We start from the raw sequence: 21,795 nt of genomic DNA on the forward strand, positions 1-21,795 counted from the left end.
TGCCGTAACACGCACCAGCGGAAGGACATTCGATGGCCGTCGCCCAGGATCGTCAGGACCTGATCGCCATACTCGCCGAACAGCGTGACATCTTCAAGATCACGCTGCGTGGGCTCGAGGACGCCGATGCGCGCCAGCGCACCACGGTCAGTGAACTGACACTCGGCGGGTTGCTGCATCACCTCATCGCGACCGAACGGCATTGGACCACCGTCATCGTCGAACGCGACGAGCAGGCGGAATTCGATCTGTCCGAGATGGATTCGCAGTATCGGATGGGCCCGGACGAAACCCTCGCGGGGCTGCTGGCCGAATGGGATGCGGTGGGCGAGCGAACCGCCGCGCTCATTCGCGAGCTGGAGAGCCTGGACGAGTCCATTCCGATTCCGACCGCCCCGTGGCAGCCGGAGCTGACCTGGCAGACGGCCCGGCACATCCTCCTGCACATCCTGCGGGAGATCTCGCACCATTCCGGGCACGCCGACATCATTCGCGAAGCCCTGGACGGCGCGAACACCACCTTCCAGCGCGCCTAGCGGTTCCTGCGCTGTCGGCCCCGGCCGCTAGGGTGTACGGCGTGGCGGGTGTCTTCGATCGGCTGGTCGGCCAGGATGCGGTCGAGTCCGAACTGACCGCTGCCGCGGTGGCGGCGCGGGGCGGCGCCGAGGCCTCGTCCTCGGCCATGACGCATTCCTGGTTGTTCACCGGACCGCCCGGATCGGGCCGTTCGGTCGCCGCGCTGTGCTTCGCGGCGGCCCTGCAGTGCACCGATCCGGAGCGCCCGGGCTGCGGGCGCTGTCACGCCTGCACCACCACCATGGCCGGCACGCACGGCGATGTGCGCCGCGTGGTGCCCGAGGGCCTGAGCATCGGCACCAAGGAGATGCGCGAGATCGTCCAGGTCGCCTCCCGCCGCCCGAGCACCGGCCGCTGGCAGGTCGTGGTGGTCGAGGACGCGGACCGCCTGACCGAGGCCGCCGGCAATGTCCTGCTCAAGGTGGTCGAGGAACCGCCCGCCCGCACCGTTTTCCTGCTCTGCGCCCCCTCCGTCGATCCGGAGGACATCTCCATCACCCTGCGATCCCGTTGCCGCCACGTGCATTTGGCCACCCCCTCGGTCGATTCCATCGCCCGGGTCCTGCGCGAACGCGACCGGCTCGACGCCGACACCGCCGCCTGGGCGGCTTCGGTGAGCGGCGGCCACGTCGGCCGCGCCCGCCGCCTGGCCACCGACGACTCCGCCCGCGCCCGCCGCAAACGCGCTCTTGCCCTGGTGGCCGCCACCGCCCGTCCGGCCGCCGCCTACGCCGCCGCCGACGAGCTGGTGAAGTCCGCCGACGACGAGGCCAAACAGGTCAGCGCCGAACGCGACGAAAAGGAACGCGACGAACTCGCCACCGCCCTGGGCGCGGGCGGCACCGGCAAAGGCGCGGCGTCGGCGACCCGCGGTTCGGCCGGTGCCCTCAAGGAACTGGAAAAGCGCCAGAAGTCCCGCGCCACCCGCACCGGCCGCGACGCCCTGGACCGCGCCTTGATCGATGTCGCCGGCCTGTACCGCGATGCCCTCGCGGTCCGCTTCGGCGCGGCCACGGCCGATTCCCGCTCCGGCGTCACCCTCACCCACCCCGATATGGCCGATCAGATCCGCGAACTGGCCACCGACATCCGCCCCGAGGGCCTGCTCCGCTCCATCCAAGCCGTCCTCGACTGCCGCGAAGCCCTCGAAACAAACGTCAAGCCCCGCTTCGCCGTCGCCGCCATGGTCGCCACTCTCATGGCCGCCCGCTCCGCCTGACCGCACCCGCCGTGACCGCGACCACGCGTTTTCGCGATCCGGGCAGCGAGACGATAGACTGCGACCGCCGAAAGGCACGCCGCCTTAGCTCAGTCGGTAGAGCGCTTCACTCGTAATGAAAAGGTCGGGGGTTCGATTCCCCCAGGCGGCTCCAGGCTTTAGCCTGATGAGAGCACGAGTTCGTGATCTTGTCGGGCTCGCGTCCACAGTCCGTGTCCACACGGGCTGTGGAACACAAGCGGTCCACCGTGAATTTGAGGGAATCGCGCGCAGACCCCTATGAGGTTTCGCCATGTCGACGGCGGTCCGTTCCCGCACCCCCAAGAAGAAGCCCACCACGCCCCGCCCCCGTGTCCGCAAGGACGGCGGGATCACCTACCAAGTCAGGTATCGGATCGACCGCGGGACCGGGAAGCCGGTCCAGTCGTCGCAGCCGTTCGCCGACCTCGAATCCGCGACCAAGTTCGCGCGGCTGCTCGACACGGTCGGCGCCGTCGAGGCCGAGCGCATTCTCGCCGCCCAGCAGGCCGCCGTGAGCGGTTCGAATGTCGTGACGTTCGTCGGCTGGTTGCGGCACTACATTGATCGGCTCACGGGCGTCGAGCCCGAGACCAAGAAGAAGTACCACCGATTCGTGGATCTGGACATCGTGCCGTTCTACGGCGAGGCGCTGCCGCTCGAGGCCGTGACGCAAGACATGGACGCGGCATGGGTGGTCTTCCTCGAGGAAGATCGCGGCAACGGTCCGAAAACCATTGCGAACAAACACGGTTTCGTCTCGGCCGCCATGTCGGCCGCGGTCCGGCAGCGGCCCGAGCCGCTGATCAAGTACAACCCGTGTGCCGACACCCGTTTGCCCACAACGTATGTCAGCGAGTTCGACATCTTCACCGCCGAAGAGTTCGAGTTCTTCGAGGCGCTGCTCGGGCCGCGCTGGCGGGCGATGTTCGAGTTCGCCGTCATGTCCATGACGCGCCCGGCCGAGTACACCGCGCTCACGAAGGGCGACATCAACCCGAAAACCGGTGCGGTGCGGGTGAATAAGGCGTGGAAGTGGGCGGGTGCGAAACGCAAACTGGGCAAACCGAAGTCGTCGCGCGGCGTCCGCACCACCTATGTTCCGCTGGAGACGATCGCGCGTCTCGACCTCACCGGCGACCCTGACGATCTGCTGTTCCCGAACGAGAACGGCGAGCCCCTCATGGTCTCGCGCATCCACCAGGCGTGGCAGCCTGCCATTCGACGTCTGGAAGCCCTCGCCACCGGTGACTACAGCGTGTTCCACGGCCGTGGTCGGGGCGCATGGCTGGGTGACTCTCCCGAGGTGCTGCTTGCCCGATACGGCCATCTGATCGACGGCCTGCGGGCCAAACGCATCACGCCCTACATCACGCGCCACACGGGCATCTCCTGGCGTTTGCAGGATGGTGTGCCGATCTGGGTCGTTTCGCGCGATGCCGGGCACGAGAGCGTGCAGACCACCGACAAGCGGTATGGGCACATCGATGCGACCGCGTCGCTTGCCGCGGCGCAGAAGGCCGCGGGGCGGTTGTCCGGCCTGCGCCGGAACGTCGTCGACCTCGAACTCGCACGGCGCCGCCGCCTCGCGCGGACCGGGGACCTCGGCGAGATCTACAAGAGCACCGAAGGCTATGAGGCCGTGTGGATGTCGGCCGAGGGCATCGTGCAGTCGCAGGTTTTCGGCACCTACGAGGCCGCCGTCGAGCACGTTGCGCTCAACGAGGCCGGCGACGACGAACTCGCCGCCGCGTGACCACCGCCCTCGGCGCCGGGTTCCGGCGCCGAGGGCATTTTCATTTCATTACCTGCTGCGACCTGAAACGAAATCAAAATGTCCGCTGGTACATGTGCTTTTCCGGTCGGCGTTGGCGAGTGCGGCGTGCCGGTCACCCCGCGCCCCGGCCCCGGCCGCCCCCGAACCTACTGCGACAACCCCAAACACAACGCGGTCGCGCGGCACCGCTACGTGCAGCGGCTCGCGAAGGCCCGCGCCGCGGCCGAGCAGCCCGCGCCCGTGGCAGAACGTGTCTCGGCGCTCGTCGACGCCGTGCAGCGTATCGAGCGGCTCAAGGGGCAGCTCGTCGCTGAGATCGCCGACGCCGAGCAGCTTGCCGCCGATCTCGCCGATGTGGACGTGCTCGCGGTCGAGCTGGAATCGGTGCAGGCGCTCGCGGTGGCCCGCGTGCGGCAAGCCGAGGCCGACCGCGATGCCGCCCTCGTGCTGCGCGATCTCGCGCGCCAGGACTCGGCCAGGGTCCGCCACGAAGCCGCCGACACGGTCACCCGGATGCGCGAGGACTGCGACCGCCAGATAGCCGCGGTGGCGGCGGTCGCCGACGCCGAGATCGAGCGGGCGATCACCGCGCACACCCTGGGTGCTGAGCGGCCGCGCTGCCGGATCGCGGCGGGCTAGCGGTCAGGCGAGTCGTTCCTGAGCGGCGCGGAGCAGCCCGGCCGCGCCGCTCAGCGACAGCAGCAGCAGTCCGGGGATCGCCCACACGCCCATGACGGTGTCCGCGTGCTCGTGCAGCAGGTGGGTACCGCCGGCGGCGACCACGGCGGCGGCGGTGACCGTGTAGCCGATGCCGCACAGGCCGACGCCCACCATCACCCACAGCGCCGGACGCGGTGCCTCGGGCGCGCGCAGGTGGCTGGCGGAGGCCGTGACGACGAGGACCCCACCCAGGAACGCCCAGGCCCCGTACATGAAGCCGAGCGTTCGCGTGCCGGTGTCGTGCAGCTCGAGCATGTCGCCGACCTCGATATCGGGCAGAGCGCTGAGCGCGAACACGACGACCACCGCGGTGGCGGTGACAATGTTGGCGAGGGTCCACAACCATTGCGCCGCACCGGAGCTGCGGCCGCCGCTCACCGCCCGCGCGAGGGTGCGTGCCCGGGGATAGCGTGCCAGGACCTGGCGGAGCCATTCATCCAGCGGGGATTCGCGTTGGAGGACACGCAGGCTGAGGATGCCCAGCACCCACCACGCGACCAGGGTGAGCAGGATATGCCCGAGGTCGCTCGTATTGGCCCAGCCGAGGCGATCGGCGAGCCACGGGTCGACGGCGGTGTCGACGACCGGAAGGTAGAGCACGAACGCGGTGGCAATCGCGCACAGCCCGCCGGTCAGCCAGCGGCGAGCGGCACGGCGCCGCGGATGTTCGTCGTGCAACCACTGTGTGCGGAGAAACGCGAGACGCGCGACGCAGATCGTGAGCAGAAGCGCCAGAAAACCGACGAGCACGGGCAGCATGGCCGAATCGTACGAGGGCGCGCCGACATGCGAAACCGAAAACGGACAGCGACATCACAGACCGAGAATGTCGCGCCATTCGTCGACCCCGGTCGGATTCGGGTAGTCACCCTCCGTCCATCGCTTCCGGGCCGCTGCGAAAAACGTTGTGGGAGAGATGTTTAGAAGTTCGGCAACATCGAAGATATCAGCTGGCGACATGTCCCTGTCACCGGCCTCGGTCCGCTTGTACGTGCCACGACGCCATCCCAGCGCCGCCCACATCTGATCAACGGTGAGACCGGCTTCCTGTCGGCGAACACGTAGCTCGTGCCCGAAGGCCCTGTTCAGACTTCCCCGATCCATGGGCCAAACGTTATCCCAATGTTTTCATTGCCAGGTCAAAAATTTGACCGTAAGGTTTGCGTTGTTGACCCGATTGTGAAGGTTGGCACATTTAGGTTTCGGCGGCTTGTCCAAGGGTTAGGGGGTACTGGCCGCCACGTGATTTCTGGGTGCGGAGGAACAGTGAATCAAGCGGTGCCGGTACACATTTCTAAGCATGAGCAGCTGAACCAGCCGCGTCCGTTGGGGCGAGGTGTGTTCCGGAGTTCTCCGCAGATCACGGCCCGTCGACCGCGTCGAAAGCTCAATGTCGAGCAGGTGATTGCGTCCTCAATCGCTCTTGACGTCTCGGCGAGCGATCTGCTGAAGATAGTTCCGTTTTGCCGCGTCGACGAGCTCCCCGGCGTCGAAATCTAGTGCGTCAGCGAACGCGTACAGCACCTCCACTTCGAGTGGGCGTTCTCCGTTCAGAAGTCGATTGATCGTCACGCGATGCATGTTTACGCGTTCGCCGAGTGCCCCCTGTGAGATGTCTGCACGAGCCAGGGCGGCACGCAGTTCTGCCGCGATCGCGGCGCGCAACGTGGGTCGGTCTACGTCGTGGCTAGGCATACGGAACAGATTACAGCCGTACGGTTACAAAAGGTAGCCGTACGGCTGTAGTTGTTGTACGTACGGCTACAGCGCTTTGACGCTTGACCTGTAGCCGATTGGTTACTACGGTCTACCGTATGGTTACAAAACGGTCGGTCTTGGGCGTTGCCGAACGGGTGAGTTCGGCGCTTTCCGCCGCAGTACCATCCCGCCAGTCTGCCGCTGCACGGATTGGCGTTTCCGCTGCCACGCTGCACCGACGATTGACAGGCCGTCGCGCGCTGCTCGTCGAGGATGTGATCGCGACCAGCCTCGTTGCTGACGTTGAACCGTCCACGCTCCTCACCGGCGAGGCCCGGCAATGAGCGCCCCGGCCGTCCATGCCGAGTACGAGACGTTCTCGCTCGAAAAGGTGTGCGAGCTGACCGGCGCGCTCTCGCCCGACTGGCTCTATCGCCGCATCGTCCGCCGCGAGCTGACCGCCGTACACAACGGCAAGAGCTGGCGCATGACGCGGGCCGACATGGCGGCCGTCGTCGCCTACATGCGTGCTCTCGCCGAGCGGGAAGTCGCCAAGCGCCGCCCGGAAACCGCGCCCGCCGCCGAGGCATCGAGCGTGCCGCTCCCCCTTACCGGCCTGACACCGCGCGGCGCCAACCGGCTGCGCCGCCGCGGCGGCACCCCGTGATCTTCCCCGGTGCGGCGCGCGCCGATGCCGCACCAGGGATCGCGCGACCGAACGGAGGGACCGCCGGGCGCCTCCCTCACGCCCTGCTCCGCTCGGTCGCGCACTGCACCAAACCGAAACCGATTGGAGGACAACGCATTGATCACTGTGCTTGCCGTAGCCGCGCTGTGGTCACTCGCATCCGTAGCTGTCCTGCCGCTGATCGTGCTGGCCATGTTCCGGCCGGCACCCGACGCGGCCCGGACTCTGCGCAGCATGGCCGCCGTCTCGAATGCCCTGCTCGCCGTCGTCGTCCTGGCGCTCGGCGCGCTCTGGGTGGTGTGGCCATGACCGCGGGAACTGCGACGCCCGGCGCGTGTCAGATCGCGCCGGGCGTCATCCAAACCGTCACCCCTGTTCCGCGCGCCGAGTTGCCCCTCGTCGCGCACGAAGCAACGAAGGAGATCATACCCATGACCAGCGAACTCGCTGACGGACTGGCGGCCGAGGTGGAGGACGCCGCCGTGATCCGGCTGCGCGAATCCTCCAAAGCCGCACTCTGGCACGGCAAATTCGATGTCGCCGAGACCCTCGACCGCCTCGCCGACGATCTTGAGAACACGACGGACCGGATCGGCGGTGCGCAATGAGCGCCACCATCGAGCGCGAGAACCACGCCGAGGAGATCGCCCGACAGCGCGCCGAGCTGGAGATCGCGCTCGCGAAGTTCGGGGCGGCAGTCCTGGATTTCGCCGATGAGATGGCCGCCGCCGACGGCTCCGAGTTCTCGCCCCCGGTCGCTGCCGGTCGCCTCCGCAACCTGGTGAGGGGGCGGTGGTGACCCCGTCCGGAATCGTCCTGATCGGCGCCAGCCTCGTAATCCTGGCTGTAACTGTCGCCGCGCTGGTCGACCTGCTGCGGAATGTGCCTATGCCCGTCTGGGTTTCGTGCCCGGACTGCGACGGCCTCGGCATCGTGGACCGCGATACCAGCGACCCGCGCACCTGCGGTACCTGCCAAGGCTGGGGCCGCGTCGAGGACACCGACCAGGCCGAGGACACCGCCCGACTGATCCCCATGAGGCTGCGCCGCATTCGTCTCGCGCGCCGATCCCGCGCGGCTTCGCGCACCCAGAGAGGTATCCAATGATGTTCGATCCCGCAGCTACAGCCGACTTCGACCAGGCACACGCCACCGTCCGCGACGCCGTCGATGGCCTCATCGAGAGCTTGATGTGCGGCGCCCGCCGCTGCCCATGTGGCGAGCCGATCGACTCCCAGCGCCACACGCTCGTACTCGTTGGCCTCATCCGTGAGCAGTATCGGCCGGAAATGCTATCGATGCTTTTCGCCGAGGCCGTGACCCGTCTCGCGATTGCTCGGGGTGCGAAATGAGTTCACCTAACCCCGAGGGCCTGATTCGTGACGGGGAGGAGTGCGAGCGGTGCCGCGGTACCGGAGCGATTTCCCGCGAGGGGCGCACTTGCCCGGACTGCGACGGCCAGGGCGTCATCTGGGATGACCCGTGGGCCGAGGATGCCGACGATCCGGACGGCGACGCCTGGGACCGCGGTCATGACCGTTGGGCTGCGGACGAAATGGGGGCGCTGTGACCTGGGAGCTACGCGCATCCTGCAACGGATCCGGGGCGTCGCCGGCACTGTGGTTCGCCGACAAGGGCCCCGATCGTGAGATGGCCAAGCAGATCTGCGCCCAAGAATGCCCGGTCCGGACGGAGTGCGGCGTCGCTGCGCGAAAGACCGGCGACCGCGAGGGCGTCCGCGCAGGGTTCTACCTCGGCACGCTGAGGGGGCGAAACGCCTTGCGTGACTGGCTCGATGGGACTCCGGCGGCGCCCACCGTGGCCGCGGCTGTCCGGTCGGGCCCGGAGCGGCCGGCGGTGCGCACCTGCGAGTGCGGTCGGCAGTTCACCCCGCCGTTCGCCAACACGATGCGCTGCGCGGCCTGTCTTCAGGGGCTCGTCGAGGTTGGCCCGACGCGGGTGCATCTGCAGCGGTTGCGGGCCGTGATGTCGCTGCACGAGGTCGCCCGCCGCGCAAACCTGGCGTGGAGCACCGTCCGCAGCATCGGCTCCAAAGATGAACGTCAGTTCGTCGACGCCGAAATCGCCGAGGCGATCCTCGCCGTCGAGCCTGTCGCCGAGGCGGTGCCCGCGTGAACGACATTTGCGACATCACTGATCTCGACCGGGAGATCTGTTGGCACTGTGGCAAGGGCCTCGCCGCTGCGCCGCCGCGTGAGCCGGGCCTGTATCCGGATCTGCCCGAGGGCGTCTACCACGCCGATACCGCCTCGCTGTCGTCAACGGGTGCGCGGAAGTTGTTGGAAGACGTTCCGGCGCAGTGGCTCTACGACCGCGATCACCCGGCTGCGGTCGAGCCGAACGAAGTGATGGAGTTCGGCACTGCGGTGCACACCCTGACCCTGGGTGTCGGCGCGGACGTGGTTGAGGTCAAGGCCGAGAACTGGAAGCGCAAGGCCGAGCAGGAGCGGCGCAAGGAGTTGCGGGCGGCGGGGGCGATCCCGTTGCTCACTCACCAGCTCCAGGCGGCGAAGGCGATGGCGCACAACGTGCGCAGTCACCCGAAGCTCGCCCGTGCGCTGCACTACGGCACGCCGGAGATGTCCGGGTATTGGCGCGACTCCGAGACCGGTGTGCTGCTGCGGCTGCGCACCGACTGCCTGTACACCGCGCCGTCGGGGGTGTCGATCGTGCTCGACGTGAAGACCGCCGACACCGCCGATCCCAAGAGGTTCGAGAAGTCGATCGAGAAGTTCGGCTACGACCAGCAAGACGACTGGTACTCCACCGGTCTGGCCGAGCTGCTCGACGACCGGCCCGCGTTCGTGTTCGGCGTCGTGGCGAAGAAGCCGCCGCATTTCGTGTCCGTGATCGAGCTCCGGCCGGAGTGGCTCGCCCGTGGCCGTCGGCGCAACCGCGAAGCGATCGATATCTACGCCCGCTGCCTCGAGTCGGGGCACTGGCCCGACTGGGGCGAGGACATCCATCAGGCCGACATGCCCGCATATCTGCTCAAGCAGGAGGAAAACCGTTGACTACCACTGAGATTGCCGTGCGTGGCGCGGCCCGTTCGGCGCTCGCCATCACGGCCGATCAGACCGACTGGACGCCGCAACAGTTCGCCGCGCTGCGGCAGCTCGGCATCGAGGACGCCCCCGAAGGCGACCTGCTCGTGTTCCGGCACGTCTGCCAGACGACCGGCCTGGATCCGTTCCGCAAGCAGATCTACATGATCGGCCGCAAAACCAAGGTCAGCTATTGGGACGAGCAGCAGCGCCGCAAGGTCGAGGACTGGGTCATGAAGTGGACCATCCAGACCGGCATTGACGGATTCCGCCGCAACGGCCGCGAGGCCGCGAAAAAGGACGGCTCGAAAGTCCAGACAGACGGCCCGTACTGGCAAGGCCACGACGGCGGCGGTTGGCAAGACGTCTGGCTGTCGGACAAGCCGCCCGCCGCCGCGAAGTTCACCATCTTCCGCGACGGCGAGGCACATGTCGGTATCGCGATGTATCGCGAGTTCGTGCAGACCGCGCCGGGCAGCGACGCACCAAACAGCATGTGGCGGAAGATGCCCGCCAACCAGCTCGCGAAATGCGCGGAGGCGCAAGCGTGGCGACGGGCCTACCCCGATGACTTCTCCGGTGTGCAGCTCGAGGACGCCGTGCAGATCATCGACCCGAACGGCAGCCCGGTCCGCGCGTCGTCCGAGCGCGTATCCGCCGCGGCGATCCTCGCCGAACCTGCCTCCGATTCAGGTGAGAAACCGGGCACCGCGCAGGTCCAGGATCCGCCCGAGCCCGAAGCCGCAGCCACTCGGGCGCAACAGGAACGGTTGCGCGAGCTACTGAATGCCTCCGGCCGGACCACGCACGCCGACAAACGCGCGTACCTGTCCGACCAACTCGGCCGCAAGATCACCAGCGCCAGTCAGCTCACCGAGGTCGAGGCCGCCGAGCAGATCGCCGAACTTGAGCGGCCGGTCGAACCCGATAGCGTCGCCGAGGCCGTCGAGGACTGGGCGACCGCACAGGCCGATCTCGAATCCACCGAGCAGAACCAGGCCGAAGGCGGCGAGCAGTGAGCGTCGACCTGCACCGCCGCAACGCCGGACGCGCGCTCGGCCGTATCCCGGGCGCTGAAACCGGAGTCGACTCGCTCGCGTTCACCAGCGAGGCCACCGCTCACGCACTGCTCGCCCTCGTCGAGCACGTCGGTGCGCTCGTCGCCGAGCTGCGCACAGCGAATCTGATCGCCGCCTACGGTGCCGACGCGCTCGATGGCCGAGTCAACTACGCAGCCTTGGAGAACGCCATTCACGCGCGCCTCGATGACATCGCACGCATACCTGAACCCGTGAGCGACAACGAAGGAACCGACCAATGACCACGATCACGGGCGGCACCGCCGATCTGTTCCAGGCTCTCACCGCGGTTCGTGTCCACGCCGCCGTCGACAAGGATCTCGCCGAATACCAGCGCGTACGTCTGGTATTCGGCCCCGAGAACCTCGCCGTGATGGCAACGGACCGATTCACCGCGGGCCTCGCGATCGTGTCCGTGTGGGAGCACAGCGCCCGGGAGCCGCTCGTCGTCGAGCTGCTGCCCGACGACGTCGCGAAGATCTTGAACATTTTCAAGATCAGCGGCAGGGACGCCGGCGAAACCCCCTCGTTCACACTGCGGTTCGACATCGACGCCGACCATCTCACCGTGACCGACTGCTCGGGCATGATCGACGGCCGCGCGCTGCGCGTCCCGCGGCTGCCCACCGACGACACCCTCGATATCGTGCCCGGCCTGATCCACCAGACGAACACCGGACAGCAAGCCCTACTCGTCGATATGACCGTGAGCGGCGACAGCCTCGCACGGTTCAAGGTCGCCGCCAAGTCCTACGGCGAGTCGGTCGTGATCGAGGCACGCGGCAACGGGCGCCGGCTGCTCATCCGCATCGGCGAGAGCTTCCTCGGCCTCATGTCGCCGCGCCGCCTCACCGAGGACGACGTCATCAAGGCCAAGGAATGGGCCGACGCATGGGATCGCCGACTGTCCGAAATCGCGACCGTGACAGTGGAATCCGGCCGCGAATGAAATCCCTCGAGGAACACGAGACGGCGGCACATGACGTGCCGCCGTTCTCGAACGGTACCGAGTGGGAGATCTGGCAGTACGGCATGTGCATGGGCGGCGGCACCCAGGCCCGACGCTGCGTCAACGACGACAACGACGACTGCCCGCTCATCGCGCTCGCCGTCACCGGCCGCACGCCCGCTGAATGGACAGGGCCGCACGGCCGCTACCAGTGCGGCGAAAAGACCACGCCCGCGCAGGCCCGGACCGCCGCCGCCCAGGCCCGCCGCGAGGCCGACACCGAGTTACAACGCCGGATCGACGAGAGCCACTACCCGATGTTCGACCTCGGCGAACAGCGCTGACAAACGAGAGGAGGACGGCCAGATGGCACGCATCCGGACTATCAAGCCCGAGTTCTGGGACTCGCCCGGCATCGAGACCATGCACCCGTTCTCACGGCTGCTGTTCGTCGCTATGTGGAACTGGGCCGACGACACCGGCCGCGGCAAGGCCGAGGCCCGCGAACTCATGGGTTTCGCCTTCCCGCGTGACGAAGACATGACCCTCGCGGAGTTTCGGCGGTACCTCGGCGAAGTCCGCCGAGTATTCGGCGTGCATTTCTACAAGGTCGCCGGACGCTCGTACTACGCCATCCCGTCATGGGACAACCACCAGAAAATTGACAAGCGCTCGGGCGCACGGTGGCCCGCCCCCGAGGACGGCGAAGAGTTCGACCCTGCCACCAATCGCCCGATCGGCATTGAATCCGCACAGGTAGAAGCCGATTCGGAGGACCTCGCCGAGTCCTCGGCGAAACCCGCCGAGACTTCGCCGAGTCCTCGGCGGATGCCGGGCGCTGGAACAGAGGAACAGGGGAACAGGGGAACAGATATACGTCCCCCCGTTTTCGACGAAACTCACGACCGCGCGCCCGTGCGAAACGACGGCGGGGGAGTGGTCGCGCTACGAGCACCACGCGGCGGGCAACAGCTCGCGCAGCGCCTCAACGCAACCGCGCGCAGCGCGCCAGCGCACCAAATCGCGGTCGCGTTCTCCGAGTCTCTGCCGACACCGCTCGAGGGCGACTTGCTCGCCAAGGTCGGCGTCGCGATCGACAAATGCCTCGGGGCCGGAATCCCACCGCCCGCCATCGCCGAGGGCCTCAAGGCATGGACCGAGTCGGACTCGTGGAGCCCCACGCAGATACCGGCATTCGTCCACAAGGCCAACAGCCGCGGAGCCCGCCGGCGTGGCCGATCCAAACCCACTCAGCGCGCGGTCGACGCCATGGCCGCCGCCGAGGAACTACTCAAGGAGGTGAGAACCCTTGGAGATCGCAGCCAGTGAACGCGCCGTCCGCGCCGCCGCCGCGGCCTGGTCCCGAGCCCGCATCTACGACGACAAGCTCGGCGACGCCGACAAGGCCCGACTCGCCGCATGGGCGGAATCCATCGAACGCTGGGACCTCGACACCCCCGACCTCGTCGAGGCCGTCATGCGGTACTACGAGGCCGAGATCGAGGGCCGCACGATCGGCATAGGCGACTTGCTGCACCACGCCCGCGAATTCCGGCGCCAGCGCGCCGAACGTGAGAAGGCCGCCGAGGTACGCCAGTCCGCCACCCTGCCCGCCGGTGCCGGGTACAACGGTCTACCGATCAATGCGCGAGGCCGTGCCGTCCCGGCCGCCTACGAGATCAACGGCGCGATCACCCGCGGCTGTCCGGACTGTGGTGCCGCCGTGGGTGATTCATGCTTCCCGAACGGATTCGAGCAGCACATACCGTGTTTGGCCCGCATGACCGGCCGCGCCGCGGCGGTCCGCCACGTTGGGCACCGCGCATGAGCGACAACGGAACTCACGCCGCCGAGGCGTATCTCGCGGGCTACCTCGACGCAACAATCGGCCACGTTCTCAGCGTCCTACTGCCCGGCAAGCTCGACCTCGACCCCGTCACGCAGGCCACCGCCGGAACTGCCGCCATGGCGCGCGCCGACGAGACACTGATCACCGGCGCACGGAACCGCCTGCGAAACCTCGGGCTCTGCCCGATCTGCCTCGGCTGGAATTGCATTCTCGGCTGGTGCCCGGACTGCGCCGTGAGGGGAACCGACGCATGAGCCGCGCCATCCTCGAACTGCCGTGGACGGCCCCGCCGCTCACGCTCAACCAGCGGCGCGCCAGCAGGGGCGCGATGTTCGCGCACGCCCGCAAGGTCGCCGAGGTCCGCGCGAAGGTGCTCCAACTCGCCGAATCCGCCGAGCTGCCGCGCGGACTCGAACACGTCACGGTGCAGATGCACTACCGGCCGCGCGACAACCGCCGCCGCGATACCGACAACTTGATCGCCACGCTCAAACCGGCGTGCGACGCGCTCACAGTCGGCCGCCCGGCTGGCATCTCACGCAAGGGCAAACCGATCCCGGAGTTGCTCGGCTACGGCCTGGTACCCGACGACATCCCCGCGCACATGGCGAAGCCGGAGCCGATCATCCACCCGGCCGAGCGCGGCAAGGGCGGCGCGCTGTGGCTCGAAATCACCTGGGAGGCATGACCATGGCCGCCGCCGACATCACCTGTGCTAGGTGCGAGCGCCCCGTAAAGGATGGGCTCACGCTGTGCGTGTCCTGCGGAAACGACCTGTGCTCAGCTCTGCTCGCAGTGCCCGAGTTGTTGCTCGAAATCGCAATCACCCGAGCCGGCCTCGGCCGCACCACTTCCGAGCGCACCATCGGTCGACCGGCCGAGCCGCCCCTACCGGTGCAATCGGTGGCCCAGCTGCGAAAGGAGGGCGAGCCCGAGCACGAGGTTGGTGCTGAACTGCTCGGCGACCGGGCCCTCGCCGCCCTCGGTCACGCCGTGATCACATGGGCGCGCGCCGTCGCCGAAGACCTTGGCGTGAGCCCGCATGTCAACGGCGCGTGGCTCGTTCACATCACCGAACAACACCGCGGCTCACCGCCCCGCGACGGCGCGACACTGCCTCTCGTCCGTCTCGGCGCCGTAGAGCAAGCCGCGGTATGGCTTGCCCAGCACCGAGAAATATTGCGCGCCCATGAGGCCGGCCTCGACATGCTGTACGACATCACCGAGGCTCTCGACCGCCTACGCGCCGCGATCGACCGGCGACCCGAGAAGCGGTACCTCGGCCCTTGCCCGAATTGCAGGACCGAACTACGCGCCGAGCCCGGCGAATCGTGGGTTCGGTGCCGGGCCTGCCGCGAGCAGTACGAGATAGCGCGTATCGAGGCCGATGCCCGCGCGGTGGCCGAGGACAGGCTCTATACGCTCGCCGAGCTGGTGCCCGTTCTCGATGCGCTCGGCGCGCCGGTGCCGAAACGCACCCTGTATTGGTGGGCGAGCGAGCGCAAGATCGAGCCGCGCGGATGGATGAACCGGGATGGACGGATTACCGACCACCGGCGCAACGACGCCGACAAGGCGGTTTACCGCACCCGCGACGCGTTGCGCCTGGCGGGGAAGCAAACCGAAAGAGGAGGATCGGCAGCATGAGCGGCGGCAAGTACGACTACATTCACAGCGCGAACCTGATCGAGTTCGGCGCGATGGATACGCTTGAGACCGTCAGGGATCGCCTGAATGGGCTCGTCGACGCGGGTGACGCGGCGCAGGAAGTACAGCACATTCTCGACGCGTTGAACGCGGCTGTGGAGCGACGCGACGCCCTCGCCGAGGTACTGCGGGCGCTCGAATGGTGGGATTCTGGAGACTACGACGAGGGCCAGTTCCGCGAGGCGCTCGCGAAGTTTCGGGCACGTGCCGGGAGAGGATCGGACGCATGAGCTGGAAATCGCAGCCGATATGCGCGGCCTGCTGGCATCGCGCCTATCCCGACCGTCGTACACCAGACGGCGAACACGGGCCACGTGAGCGCTGCGCTATGTGCGGCACCGAAACCCGCTCGGGGCTGTACGAGCGACTCGACAGCGCGAGCGTGCCGTTCCCGAAGGGCGACGCGCATCGCCCTGGTTGCTAGCAAACCGCCTGGTCGCTAGGCTTGCACTACAAACCGCGACTGACGACCCGACCCCGGAATCGTTTCAGCCGCGGTTTTTTCGTGCCCGCGCCAGCGCCGGGCCGTCCGATCTTGCAGCGCGTCAAACCCCGAGCCTCCACTGTGCACCTCGGGCAAGCGCACCCAACGAGCCTGCGCTCCAACAAGCCTGAGCACCCGAAACTCTCGGGCGGTGTTGCTGCGCGCTGCAAGCTCGTCAACCGCGACACCTCGAGGAGAACGCCAATGCTGTCCACCCTTTCCGCCATCGCTCAGGCCGTCGACTGGGGCACCGTCGCCGACGCCGTGCTCAAGCTGGTCGGTGCCATCATCAAGGCCGCGCTGTGAGCGAGCTGCTCGCCCTGCTCGACTGCCTGCGGCATCACCCGATCCGAACTCTCGAGCTGCCCCTCTACACGGCACCGCTCGCCGAGTGGCGCTGGTAGACATGCCCAACTGGCTCGACGCTCTGCTCATCAAGCTCGGGCAGCGTCTCGCCCGCCTCGTCCGGCTGTACCCGTGACCAGGCGCCGCACCACCACACAGAAGGGGCTCGGCTGGAAACACCAGCAGCAACGAGCCCGGCTACTCGCCCAGCTCCGCGACGGCGACGCGTGCTGGTGGTGCGGCCTCCCCATGTACCGCGTGCAAGCCCTCGCCGCCGACCATGAGCAGGCCCGTGCACACGGCGGCACCGAAGCCGGGCGGCTGCTCCACGAGCTATGCAACAAGCAGCGTGGTGACGGCTCCCGCGACCACCTGCGGCCGGCACTCATCCGGAGCACTGGTGGGCACGCCGCAAACGTCCTTGAGTGGGGCTGAGCCGATGGCGCTGTACGTCGTGATCGGCCCGCCTGCCGCAGGCAAGAGCACCTGGTGCCGAGCACACGCCACCCCCCGCGACGTCATCATCGACTACGACCGACTCGCCTCCGCGCTCACTGCTGCCGACGAGACCGGGCACGACCACACACCCGCCGTCAAGGCCGTGACCAAGGCGGCCCGCAAAGCAGCCATCGACACCGCCCTACGGCACACGCGCGAGATCGACGTGTACCTCATCCACTCGACGCCTTCGCCGACATTGCTCGCCACCTACCGGGCGCACGGGGCGCGGATCGTCACCATCGACCCCGGCCGCGAGATCGTCATGGAGCGGGCCAAACGCGAGCGGCCCTGGTGGATGCAGCCGGTCATCAAACGGTGGTACGAGCAGAACCCGGCCGGCGGACAGCCCGCGCCACCAGCGCCGATGGTAGCAACGCAGCCGCAAACAACGCTCGCGATTCAGCAACCCGGAGGCAATGCGCTGGACTGGGGCACCCCTTCTAAACATCGGCCCCCCGGCCCCTGACTCGGTCGCGGCAAGTCAGCGATTTCTCTCTCCCCCGGACGTGGCCGAGGGGCTGACCTGGGAGGGGGCGAGGCAGCCATGAGCGACTCACCGCCCGATCTCCGGCCCGAAAATCTCGGCGACCGAGGAGCGGCGCTCTGGGCGGCGCTGATGGCACCCAGCGGGCAGGATGCAGCCCGCGCGGTGCTCGCAGGTGAGGCCGCCCGGCTCGCAGACCGCCTCGACCATTTCGACCGGTTACTTTCCGGCGATCCGGAGTGCTGGATGCGGTTACGCACCCGCGACACCGACACCGCCGCAGTCCTGGTCGTCGACTCGGCCGCCGGTGAGGCGAGGCAGACCGCGAACACGCTGCGGCAACTGATCGCGCAGTTGACCGACGCGAGTGCCCCGACTGCGGCGGGAGGATCGCTTGAGGACGAGTTGGCCCGCCGCCGGGTTGGTCGGGACACAGGTACCTAGAGTCGCGTCCTACCCCGGTACCGCGGTCGACTACACCGCGGCCGAGGACGCGATCGACATCGCCGACATCGCGGGCCGCCGATTGCCTCCATGGCAATCGACTGTGGTCCGCGAAGGCATGGCGCGCCGCGCCGATGGCAAGTGGGCCGCATACGAGGTCTGCGTGCTCTGTAGCAGGCAGAACGGCAAGAACGGCAGCCTCGAGACGGTCATTCTCGGATGGATGCTCAAAGAGCCCGGCGTGCAGATCCTCTACACCGCACACGAATTCGCGACCGCGCTCAAGACCATGGAGAAGCTCGCCGCGCTGTTCCGGTCGTGCGGCCTGCTCGCCGCCAAGCTGCTGCCCCGACAGCCGCGCCAGGGCAACGGCCGCGAGTCCATCACGCTCGTGAACGGCAGCGCGATCTACTTCCGGACCAGGACCAAGCAGGGCGGCCGTGGTGGCTCGTTCGACCGGCTCATCGTCGACGAGGCGATGATCTGCTCGCCCGAGGCGCTGGCCGCACTGACACCGCTGCTCACCACCGCGGCTAACCCGCAAATCTGGTATCTCGGGTCGGCCGCCGACTCGGACAGCCAAGACCACTGCGGACAGTGGGCGTCGCTGCGTGGTCGGGCGTTGGCCGGCGGCGAAACGTCGTTGTTGTGGCTGGAATGGTCGGCGCCCGAACTCCCCGAGGGTGCGACGGCGGCCGAGCGTGCGGCGTGGCGTATCGACCGCGCGAACTGGGCGGCGGCGAACCCGAGCCTCGGCTACCTGTTCGACGAGGAATACATCGCGAACGAGATGAAGACCTTTGCCGCGCAGATCGAGAAATGGGAAGTCGAGCGGCTCTCGTCCGGCCGGTGGCCGCGCCCACCCGAAGATCGTGAGCCGGTTGTCCCGCTGTCGGTGTGGGAGGGCATGGCCGAGGTGGACGTACAAGTACACGGGCCGATTGCCCTGGCCCTGGACATGACACCGGATCTCAAGGTGTGTGCCCTCGGCGCAGCCACTCGCACCCTTGAGGGCCGGGTGCGCATTGAACTGGGTTACCACGGCCCTGCGCGCGACATTGTCGACCGGATCGCCGAACTCGTCGCCCGGTGGGATCCCTGCGTCCTGGTCATCAATTCGAGCAGCCCTGCGGCGTCGCTGGCTGTGAAGCTGCGCGCGCTCGGCATCGAGCCCGAGCTGACCACCGCAACCCAAGCCGCCGATGCGGCAGTCGGTTTCGTCGACGACGCGCTCGCCGGGCTGCTCTCGCACGGCGGTGACCCGCGGCTCACCGACGCACTCGGCGCGGTCGAGACCAAGCTACTCGGTGGCGGCCGATTCGGATGGGACTACACCGCCGGCGAAGTCACCCGCGTGCAAGTAATCAGCCTCGCCCGCTGGGGATTGCTGACCTTCGGCGTCGAGCCCGACACGCCGCCTCAAACACCGACGCAGGCCGAGGACACCGACGTGAACGACGACGAACTCATGGTGATGGGTTTCTAGGGGGTGAACATGAGCGCACCAACGGGCGAGATCGGTTATGCCACCGAGGGATTCAGCAGTGACGGCATTGGATTCTGGCAGGCAGCCGAGGAGACGCCGGAACTGATCTGGCCGCACTGCACGCGCGTCTACCGGCGCATGGCCCGTCAGGACGCGCAGGTGACCTCGGTCATGCGCGCAGTCACTTTGCCTGTGCGACGCACGAATTGGCGCATCGACCCGAACGGGGCGCGCCCCGAGGTGGTCGCCCACATCGCGAACGATCTCGGCCTCCCCGTGGTCGGCGGCCCGCCGGTCACAGGACGCCGACGCGGCCGGTTCTCGTGGGGCGAGCACCTCGCGGCGGCGCTGCTATGCCTGCGCTACGGACACGCGTTTTTCGAGCAGTGCTACACCGTCGACGAACGCACGGGGCTTTACCACCTGCGCAAGCTCGGCCAGCGGCTCGCCGAAACGCTCTCCGATATCGAGGTCGCACCGGACGGCGGTCTGATCGCGATCGAGCAATACGGGTGGGGCGCCGCCGGTGCCGTGCGGATCCCGGTCGAGAAGCTGGTCGCCTACGTCGTCGACCGCGAAGGCGGCGACTGGACCGGACAGAGCTTGCTGCGCCCGGCGTACAAGCATTGGCTCATCCGTGACCGATTGCTGCGCGTGCAGGCCCAAACGATCGAGCGCAACGGAATGGGCGTGCCGGTTTACGAGGCAGGCCCGGCCGACGACCAGGCGCAGCTCGATGCGGGCAAGAAGATCGCCCAGTCCTACAAGGCGGGCAGCGCCTCGGGCGCGGCGACGCCGCACGGCGCGAAACTGCGGCTGGCCGGTGTCGAGGGCAACCTCCCCGATGCCCAGCCCGCGATCAACTATCACGATGCGCAGATCGGGCGCTCGGTGCTTGCCCACTTCCTGAACCTCGGAAACCAAACGGGCAGCTGGGCATTGGGCACCACGTTCGCCGACTTCTTCGTGATGTCGCTACAGACGGTTGCCGAGATGATCCGCGACACCGCCCAAGCCCACGTGATCGAGGACCTCGTCGACGCTAACTGGGGGCCGGACGAGGCCGCGCCGCGGTTGGTGTTCGACGAGATCGGCTCGCGCAAGGACGCAACCGCGGCGGCGCTCGAGATTCTCGTGCGCGCCGGAATCATCTCGCCCGACGAAGCGATCGAGCGCGCCGCCCGCCAGGACTACGGGCTACCCGCCAAGGAAGAACTCGACGACCAACCGCCGGCCGCGGCGCCCGTGCTCGCCCCGGCGGCGCGACGCACCCGTGTCCGCATCGACTCGGACGGAGCGCTGACGCTGTGGTGAACAACTCGACCCCGCTCGGAAACCGGCGAGGCGACCGGCCCGAACCCTGGTACCAGATCAAGAACCTCGACAGCACCGCGGCCGAGGTGCTGATCTATGACGAGATCGATCCGTGGTGGGGCGTGTCCGCGGCGACGTTCGCGAAGGACCTCGCCCAGCTCAGCGCCGACACGATCACCGTGCGCATCAACTCACCCGGCGGCGACGTGTACGAGGCCATTGCGCTGCTGAACACGCTGCGCGGGCACCGCGCCCGCATCGTGACCGTGGTCGACGGCATCGCCGCCTCGGCCGCCTCGTTCGTCGCCATGGCCGGTGACGAGGTAGTCGTCTGCCGCAACGCGGAATTGATGATCCACGATGCCTGGGTCTACGCCAGCGGCAACGCCGAGGAGATGCGCCGCCACGCCGACAACCTCGACCGCATCAGCGACAACATCGCTTCCATCTACGCCGACCGGGCGGGCGGCACCGTCGAGGAGTGGCGCGCTGTCATGCAGGCAGAGACGTGGTTCTCAGCATCCGAGGCCGTCGCCGCCGGTCTGGCCGATCGGGTCGAACTCGTCGAGGCGACCGCGCTCGCGCCGGTGGCTCGATTCGACCTGTCGGCATTCAACTACGCGGGTCGTCGTGCGGCGCCCGCGCCCCGTACCCCCTCAGCCACCGAGGCCGAGGCCAACCAGAAGGGAACGCGCATGACTGCTCTGGCCGCCATCGCGAAGCGCCTCGGCGTCGCCGAGGACGCGGACACCGCCACCATCACCGCAGCGCTCGACGCCGCCCTCGCCGCGCCCCCGCGGGCAGCGATCATGCCGGTGGAGCTGCCATTCAACGACAACGACATCAATTTCCTGCGCGCGCTCGTCGCGTCCGGCCCCGAGCTGCTCGCCGCCGCGACCGCCGCGACCACCGAAGGCGTCTCGGCCGACGTCGCCGCCATCGCGCAGCCGATCGCCGACAGCTTCGAGGAAGCGATCGCCACCGCGCAGGAAGCCCTCAGCATGTGGGGACAGGAGGGCGACCCGGCCCCGGCCGCGCCCGCCGCCCCGGCCGCGTCCGCGTCTCGGCTGCCCGCCGGTGTCGTCGCGATCGACGCCGGCACCCTCGGCGAACTCCAGGCCGCCGCCCGCCGCGGCGACCAGGCCCGCGCCGAGCAGGAACGCGCCGAGCGCGCCGCCGCGGTCGATGCCGCGGTCCGGGCGGGGCGCATCGCGCCCTCTCAGCGCGCCGCGTGGGTCGCCCGGCTCGACGCCGACCCGGCCGAGCTGGCGGTGCTCAACACCCTCGCCCCGGTGTATCCGGTCGGGCTGGAAATCGGCCACGCCGGAACGATCCACAACGACGACGAGGGCGAGGCCGTGTACTCCGCCCTGTTCGGAAAGGAAGCCTGAA

33 protein-coding genes and 1 tRNA gene are annotated in these 21,795 nt (G+C 68.1%); 30 read left to right on the forward strand and 4 right to left on the reverse strand.

Annotation, left to right across the window (positions count from 1 at the left end):
* Positions 1-32 precede the first annotated feature (32 nt).
* The 5 genes from ACYQ5L_RS02095 (at position 33) to ACYQ5L_RS02115 (ending at position 4,229) form a co-directional block, all read left to right on the forward strand.
* Complete coding sequence (locus ACYQ5L_RS02095) at positions 33-536, forward strand: mycothiol transferase (RefSeq protein WP_459955125.1); 504 nt, start codon at positions 33-35, stop codon at positions 534-536.
* A 41-nt stretch (positions 537-577) separates the two neighbouring features.
* The gene (locus ACYQ5L_RS02100; RefSeq protein ID WP_459955126.1) at positions 578-1,795 is read left to right on the forward strand and encodes a DNA polymerase III subunit delta'; all 1,218 of its coding nucleotides are present in this window, start codon (positions 578-580) and stop codon (positions 1,793-1,795) included.
* A 78-nt stretch (positions 1,796-1,873) separates the two neighbouring features.
* Positions 1,874-1,949: transfer RNA gene (locus ACYQ5L_RS02105), tRNA-Thr, on the forward strand.
* A 138-nt stretch (positions 1,950-2,087) separates the two neighbouring features.
* A complete protein-coding gene (locus tag ACYQ5L_RS02110) occupies positions 2,088-3,569 on the forward strand; it encodes a tyrosine-type recombinase/integrase (protein WP_459955127.1) in 1,482 nt (493 codons plus the stop codon).
* 126 nt (positions 3,570-3,695) lie between these two features.
* On the forward strand, positions 3,696-4,229 hold the full coding sequence (locus ACYQ5L_RS02115) for a hypothetical protein (protein ID WP_459955128.1): 534 nt from the start codon (positions 3,696-3,698) through the stop codon (positions 4,227-4,229).
* Positions 4,230-4,232: 3 nt separating this feature from the next.
* On the opposite strand, the gene ACYQ5L_RS02120 is transcribed toward ACYQ5L_RS02115, so the two are convergent.
* The 3 genes from ACYQ5L_RS02120 to ACYQ5L_RS02130 form a co-directional block, all read right to left on the reverse strand.
* Positions 4,233-5,069, reverse strand: a complete 837-nt coding sequence (locus ACYQ5L_RS02120; protein ID WP_459955129.1) for a hypothetical protein — start codon at positions 5,067-5,069, stop codon at positions 4,233-4,235.
* A gap of 54 nt (positions 5,070-5,123) precedes the next feature.
* Positions 5,124-5,414, reverse strand: a complete 291-nt coding sequence (locus ACYQ5L_RS02125; RefSeq protein ID WP_459955130.1) for a helix-turn-helix domain-containing protein — start codon at positions 5,412-5,414, stop codon at positions 5,124-5,126.
* A 309-nt stretch (positions 5,415-5,723) separates the two neighbouring features.
* A complete protein-coding gene (locus ACYQ5L_RS02130) occupies positions 5,724-6,005 on the reverse strand; it encodes a helix-turn-helix domain-containing protein (protein ID WP_459955131.1) in 282 nt (93 codons plus the stop codon).
* A gap of 119 nt (positions 6,006-6,124) precedes the next feature.
* Here ACYQ5L_RS02130 and ACYQ5L_RS02135 point away from each other — a divergent pair, with 119 nt between their 5' ends.
* From ACYQ5L_RS02135 to ACYQ5L_RS02230, 20 genes are all read left to right on the forward strand, one after another.
* Entirely contained in the window at positions 6,125-6,352 is a 228-nt protein-coding gene (locus ACYQ5L_RS02135) for a hypothetical protein (protein ID WP_459955132.1), read from the forward strand.
* Entirely contained in the window at positions 6,349-6,675 is a 327-nt protein-coding gene (locus ACYQ5L_RS02140; protein WP_459955133.1) for a hypothetical protein, read from the forward strand. The genes ACYQ5L_RS02135 and ACYQ5L_RS02140 overlap by 4 nt, the downstream gene beginning before the upstream one ends.
* A 138-nt stretch (positions 6,676-6,813) precedes the next feature.
* On the forward strand, positions 6,814-7,005 hold the full coding sequence (locus ACYQ5L_RS02145) for a hypothetical protein (RefSeq protein WP_459955134.1): 192 nt from the start codon (positions 6,814-6,816) through the stop codon (positions 7,003-7,005).
* Entirely contained in the window at positions 6,996-7,304 is a 309-nt protein-coding gene (locus ACYQ5L_RS02150; protein ID WP_459955135.1) for a hypothetical protein, read from the forward strand. The genes ACYQ5L_RS02145 and ACYQ5L_RS02150 overlap by 10 nt, the downstream gene beginning before the upstream one ends.
* The gene (locus ACYQ5L_RS02155) at positions 7,301-7,495 is read left to right on the forward strand and encodes a hypothetical protein (protein WP_459955137.1); all 195 of its coding nucleotides are present in this window, start codon (positions 7,301-7,303) and stop codon (positions 7,493-7,495) included. Before ACYQ5L_RS02150 ends, ACYQ5L_RS02155 begins: the two co-directional genes overlap by 4 nt.
* Positions 7,492-7,803 carry a hypothetical protein gene (locus tag ACYQ5L_RS02160; RefSeq protein WP_459955138.1) on the forward strand — a complete coding sequence of 104 codons (312 nt, stop codon included), beginning with the start codon at positions 7,492-7,494 and terminating at the stop codon, positions 7,801-7,803. The genes ACYQ5L_RS02155 and ACYQ5L_RS02160 overlap by 4 nt, the downstream gene beginning before the upstream one ends.
* The gene (locus ACYQ5L_RS02165) at positions 7,800-8,048 is read left to right on the forward strand and encodes a hypothetical protein (RefSeq protein WP_459955139.1); all 249 of its coding nucleotides are present in this window, start codon (positions 7,800-7,802) and stop codon (positions 8,046-8,048) included. The genes ACYQ5L_RS02160 and ACYQ5L_RS02165 overlap by 4 nt, the downstream gene beginning before the upstream one ends.
* Entirely contained in the window at positions 8,045-8,266 is a 222-nt protein-coding gene (locus tag ACYQ5L_RS02170) for a DnaJ-like cysteine-rich domain-containing protein (RefSeq protein ID WP_459955140.1), read from the forward strand. Before ACYQ5L_RS02165 ends, ACYQ5L_RS02170 begins: the two co-directional genes overlap by 4 nt.
* On the forward strand, positions 8,263-8,832 hold the full coding sequence (locus ACYQ5L_RS02175; RefSeq protein WP_459955141.1) for a WhiB family transcriptional regulator: 570 nt from the start codon (positions 8,263-8,265) through the stop codon (positions 8,830-8,832). Before ACYQ5L_RS02170 ends, ACYQ5L_RS02175 begins: the two co-directional genes overlap by 4 nt.
* Positions 8,829-9,731, forward strand: coding sequence for a PD-(D/E)XK nuclease-like domain-containing protein (locus tag ACYQ5L_RS02180; RefSeq protein ID WP_459955142.1), 903 nt, complete (start codon positions 8,829-8,831; stop codon positions 9,729-9,731). Before ACYQ5L_RS02175 ends, ACYQ5L_RS02180 begins: the two co-directional genes overlap by 4 nt.
* Entirely contained in the window at positions 9,728-10,780 is a 1,053-nt protein-coding gene (locus ACYQ5L_RS02185) for a recombinase RecT (RefSeq protein ID WP_459955143.1), read from the forward strand. The genes ACYQ5L_RS02180 and ACYQ5L_RS02185 overlap by 4 nt, the downstream gene beginning before the upstream one ends.
* Entirely contained in the window at positions 10,777-11,082 is a 306-nt protein-coding gene (locus ACYQ5L_RS02190; RefSeq protein ID WP_459955144.1) for a hypothetical protein, read from the forward strand. The genes ACYQ5L_RS02185 and ACYQ5L_RS02190 overlap by 4 nt, the downstream gene beginning before the upstream one ends.
* Positions 11,079-11,789, forward strand: a complete 711-nt coding sequence (locus tag ACYQ5L_RS02195; RefSeq protein ID WP_459955145.1) for a hypothetical protein — start codon at positions 11,079-11,081, stop codon at positions 11,787-11,789. Before ACYQ5L_RS02190 ends, ACYQ5L_RS02195 begins: the two co-directional genes overlap by 4 nt.
* Positions 11,786-12,133 (forward strand): hypothetical protein, encoded by a 348-nt coding sequence (locus tag ACYQ5L_RS02200; RefSeq protein ID WP_459955146.1) that lies wholly within the window; start codon positions 11,786-11,788, stop codon positions 12,131-12,133. The genes ACYQ5L_RS02195 and ACYQ5L_RS02200 overlap by 4 nt, the downstream gene beginning before the upstream one ends.
* A gap of 22 nt (positions 12,134-12,155) precedes the next feature.
* Complete coding sequence (locus ACYQ5L_RS02205) at positions 12,156-13,118, forward strand: hypothetical protein (protein ID WP_459955147.1); 963 nt, start codon at positions 12,156-12,158, stop codon at positions 13,116-13,118.
* Positions 13,099-13,617 (forward strand): hypothetical protein, encoded by a 519-nt coding sequence (locus tag ACYQ5L_RS02210; RefSeq protein ID WP_459955148.1) that lies wholly within the window; start codon positions 13,099-13,101, stop codon positions 13,615-13,617. Before ACYQ5L_RS02205 ends, ACYQ5L_RS02210 begins: the two co-directional genes overlap by 20 nt.
* On the forward strand, positions 13,614-13,892 hold the full coding sequence (locus tag ACYQ5L_RS02215; protein WP_459955149.1) for a hypothetical protein: 279 nt from the start codon (positions 13,614-13,616) through the stop codon (positions 13,890-13,892). Before ACYQ5L_RS02210 ends, ACYQ5L_RS02215 begins: the two co-directional genes overlap by 4 nt.
* On the forward strand, positions 13,889-14,326 hold the full coding sequence (locus ACYQ5L_RS02220; protein WP_459955150.1) for a RusA family crossover junction endodeoxyribonuclease: 438 nt from the start codon (positions 13,889-13,891) through the stop codon (positions 14,324-14,326). Before ACYQ5L_RS02215 ends, ACYQ5L_RS02220 begins: the two co-directional genes overlap by 4 nt.
* Positions 14,323-15,285, forward strand: coding sequence for a hypothetical protein (locus ACYQ5L_RS02225; protein WP_459955151.1), 963 nt, complete (start codon positions 14,323-14,325; stop codon positions 15,283-15,285). The genes ACYQ5L_RS02220 and ACYQ5L_RS02225 overlap by 4 nt, the downstream gene beginning before the upstream one ends.
* Positions 15,282-15,575, forward strand: a complete 294-nt coding sequence (locus tag ACYQ5L_RS02230; protein WP_459955152.1) for a hypothetical protein — start codon at positions 15,282-15,284, stop codon at positions 15,573-15,575. The genes ACYQ5L_RS02225 and ACYQ5L_RS02230 overlap by 4 nt, the downstream gene beginning before the upstream one ends.
* A 797-nt stretch (positions 15,576-16,372) precedes the next feature.
* Here ACYQ5L_RS02230 and ACYQ5L_RS02235 read toward each other — a convergent pair.
* Positions 16,373-16,504 (reverse strand): hypothetical protein, encoded by a 132-nt coding sequence (locus ACYQ5L_RS02235; protein ID WP_459955153.1) that lies wholly within the window; start codon positions 16,502-16,504, stop codon positions 16,373-16,375.
* Positions 16,505-16,613: 109 nt separating this feature from the next.
* Between ACYQ5L_RS02235 and ACYQ5L_RS02240 the strand changes: the two genes are divergently transcribed.
* From ACYQ5L_RS02240 to ACYQ5L_RS02260, 5 genes are all read left to right on the forward strand, one after another.
* Complete coding sequence (locus tag ACYQ5L_RS02240; RefSeq protein ID WP_459955154.1) at positions 16,614-17,141, forward strand: AAA family ATPase; 528 nt, start codon at positions 16,614-16,616, stop codon at positions 17,139-17,141.
* Between the two features lie 78 nt (positions 17,142-17,219).
* Complete coding sequence (locus ACYQ5L_RS02245) at positions 17,220-17,603, forward strand: hypothetical protein (protein ID WP_459955155.1); 384 nt, start codon at positions 17,220-17,222, stop codon at positions 17,601-17,603.
* Positions 17,554-19,089 carry a hypothetical protein gene (locus ACYQ5L_RS02250; protein WP_459955156.1) on the forward strand — a complete coding sequence of 512 codons (1,536 nt, stop codon included), beginning with the start codon at positions 17,554-17,556 and terminating at the stop codon, positions 19,087-19,089. The genes ACYQ5L_RS02245 and ACYQ5L_RS02250 overlap by 50 nt, the downstream gene beginning before the upstream one ends.
* A 9-nt stretch (positions 19,090-19,098) precedes the next feature.
* Positions 19,099-20,403, forward strand: a complete 1,305-nt coding sequence (locus ACYQ5L_RS02255) for a phage portal protein family protein (protein ID WP_459955157.1) — start codon at positions 19,099-19,101, stop codon at positions 20,401-20,403.
* On the forward strand, positions 20,400-21,794 hold the full coding sequence (locus ACYQ5L_RS02260) for a head maturation protease, ClpP-related (RefSeq protein WP_459955158.1): 1,395 nt from the start codon (positions 20,400-20,402) through the stop codon (positions 21,792-21,794). The genes ACYQ5L_RS02255 and ACYQ5L_RS02260 overlap by 4 nt, the downstream gene beginning before the upstream one ends.
* The last annotated feature ends 1 nt before the right edge of the window (position 21,795 follow it).

The sequence above is a fragment of the Nocardia sp. IFM 10818 genome, assembly GCF_054655275.1.

What these genes read in the sequence shown, in the direction of transcription:
- ACYQ5L_RS02095 (WP_459955125.1), top strand. Translation starts at nt 33, where the DNA reads ATGGCCGTCGCCCAGGATCGTCAGGACCTGATCGCCATACTCGCCGAA.
- ACYQ5L_RS02110 (WP_459955127.1), top strand. Translation starts at nt 2,088, where the DNA reads ATGTCGACGGCGGTCCGTTCCCGCACCCCCAAGAAGAAGCCCACCACG.
- ACYQ5L_RS02120 (WP_459955129.1), bottom strand. Translation starts at nt 5,069, where the DNA reads ATGCTGCCCGTGCTCGTCGGTTTTCTGGCGCTTCTGCTCACGATCTGC.
- ACYQ5L_RS02125 (WP_459955130.1), bottom strand. Translation starts at nt 5,414, where the DNA reads ATGGATCGGGGAAGTCTGAACAGGGCCTTCGGGCACGAGCTACGTGTT.
- ACYQ5L_RS02130 (WP_459955131.1), bottom strand. Translation starts at nt 6,005, where the DNA reads ATGCCTAGCCACGACGTAGACCGACCCACGTTGCGCGCCGCGATCGCG.
- ACYQ5L_RS02135 (WP_459955132.1), top strand. Translation starts at nt 6,125, where the DNA reads ATGGTTACAAAACGGTCGGTCTTGGGCGTTGCCGAACGGGTGAGTTCG.
- ACYQ5L_RS02140 (WP_459955133.1), top strand. Translation starts at nt 6,349, where the DNA reads ATGAGCGCCCCGGCCGTCCATGCCGAGTACGAGACGTTCTCGCTCGAA.
- ACYQ5L_RS02155 (WP_459955137.1), top strand. Translation starts at nt 7,301, where the DNA reads ATGAGCGCCACCATCGAGCGCGAGAACCACGCCGAGGAGATCGCCCGA.
- ACYQ5L_RS02165 (WP_459955139.1), top strand. Translation starts at nt 7,800, where the DNA reads ATGATGTTCGATCCCGCAGCTACAGCCGACTTCGACCAGGCACACGCC.
- ACYQ5L_RS02170 (WP_459955140.1), top strand. Translation starts at nt 8,045, where the DNA reads ATGAGTTCACCTAACCCCGAGGGCCTGATTCGTGACGGGGAGGAGTGC.
- ACYQ5L_RS02195 (WP_459955145.1), top strand. Translation starts at nt 11,079, where the DNA reads ATGACCACGATCACGGGCGGCACCGCCGATCTGTTCCAGGCTCTCACC.
- ACYQ5L_RS02200 (WP_459955146.1), top strand. Translation starts at nt 11,786, where the DNA reads ATGAAATCCCTCGAGGAACACGAGACGGCGGCACATGACGTGCCGCCG.
- ACYQ5L_RS02205 (WP_459955147.1), top strand. Translation starts at nt 12,156, where the DNA reads ATGGCACGCATCCGGACTATCAAGCCCGAGTTCTGGGACTCGCCCGGC.
- ACYQ5L_RS02215 (WP_459955149.1), top strand. Translation starts at nt 13,614, where the DNA reads ATGAGCGACAACGGAACTCACGCCGCCGAGGCGTATCTCGCGGGCTAC.
- ACYQ5L_RS02220 (WP_459955150.1), top strand. Translation starts at nt 13,889, where the DNA reads ATGAGCCGCGCCATCCTCGAACTGCCGTGGACGGCCCCGCCGCTCACG.
- ACYQ5L_RS02225 (WP_459955151.1), top strand. Translation starts at nt 14,323, where the DNA reads ATGACCATGGCCGCCGCCGACATCACCTGTGCTAGGTGCGAGCGCCCC.
- ACYQ5L_RS02230 (WP_459955152.1), top strand. Translation starts at nt 15,282, where the DNA reads ATGAGCGGCGGCAAGTACGACTACATTCACAGCGCGAACCTGATCGAG.
- ACYQ5L_RS02240 (WP_459955154.1), top strand. Translation starts at nt 16,614, where the DNA reads ATGGCGCTGTACGTCGTGATCGGCCCGCCTGCCGCAGGCAAGAGCACC.
- ACYQ5L_RS02245 (WP_459955155.1), top strand. Translation starts at nt 17,220, where the DNA reads ATGAGCGACTCACCGCCCGATCTCCGGCCCGAAAATCTCGGCGACCGA.
- ACYQ5L_RS02255 (WP_459955157.1), top strand. Translation starts at nt 19,099, where the DNA reads ATGAGCGCACCAACGGGCGAGATCGGTTATGCCACCGAGGGATTCAGC.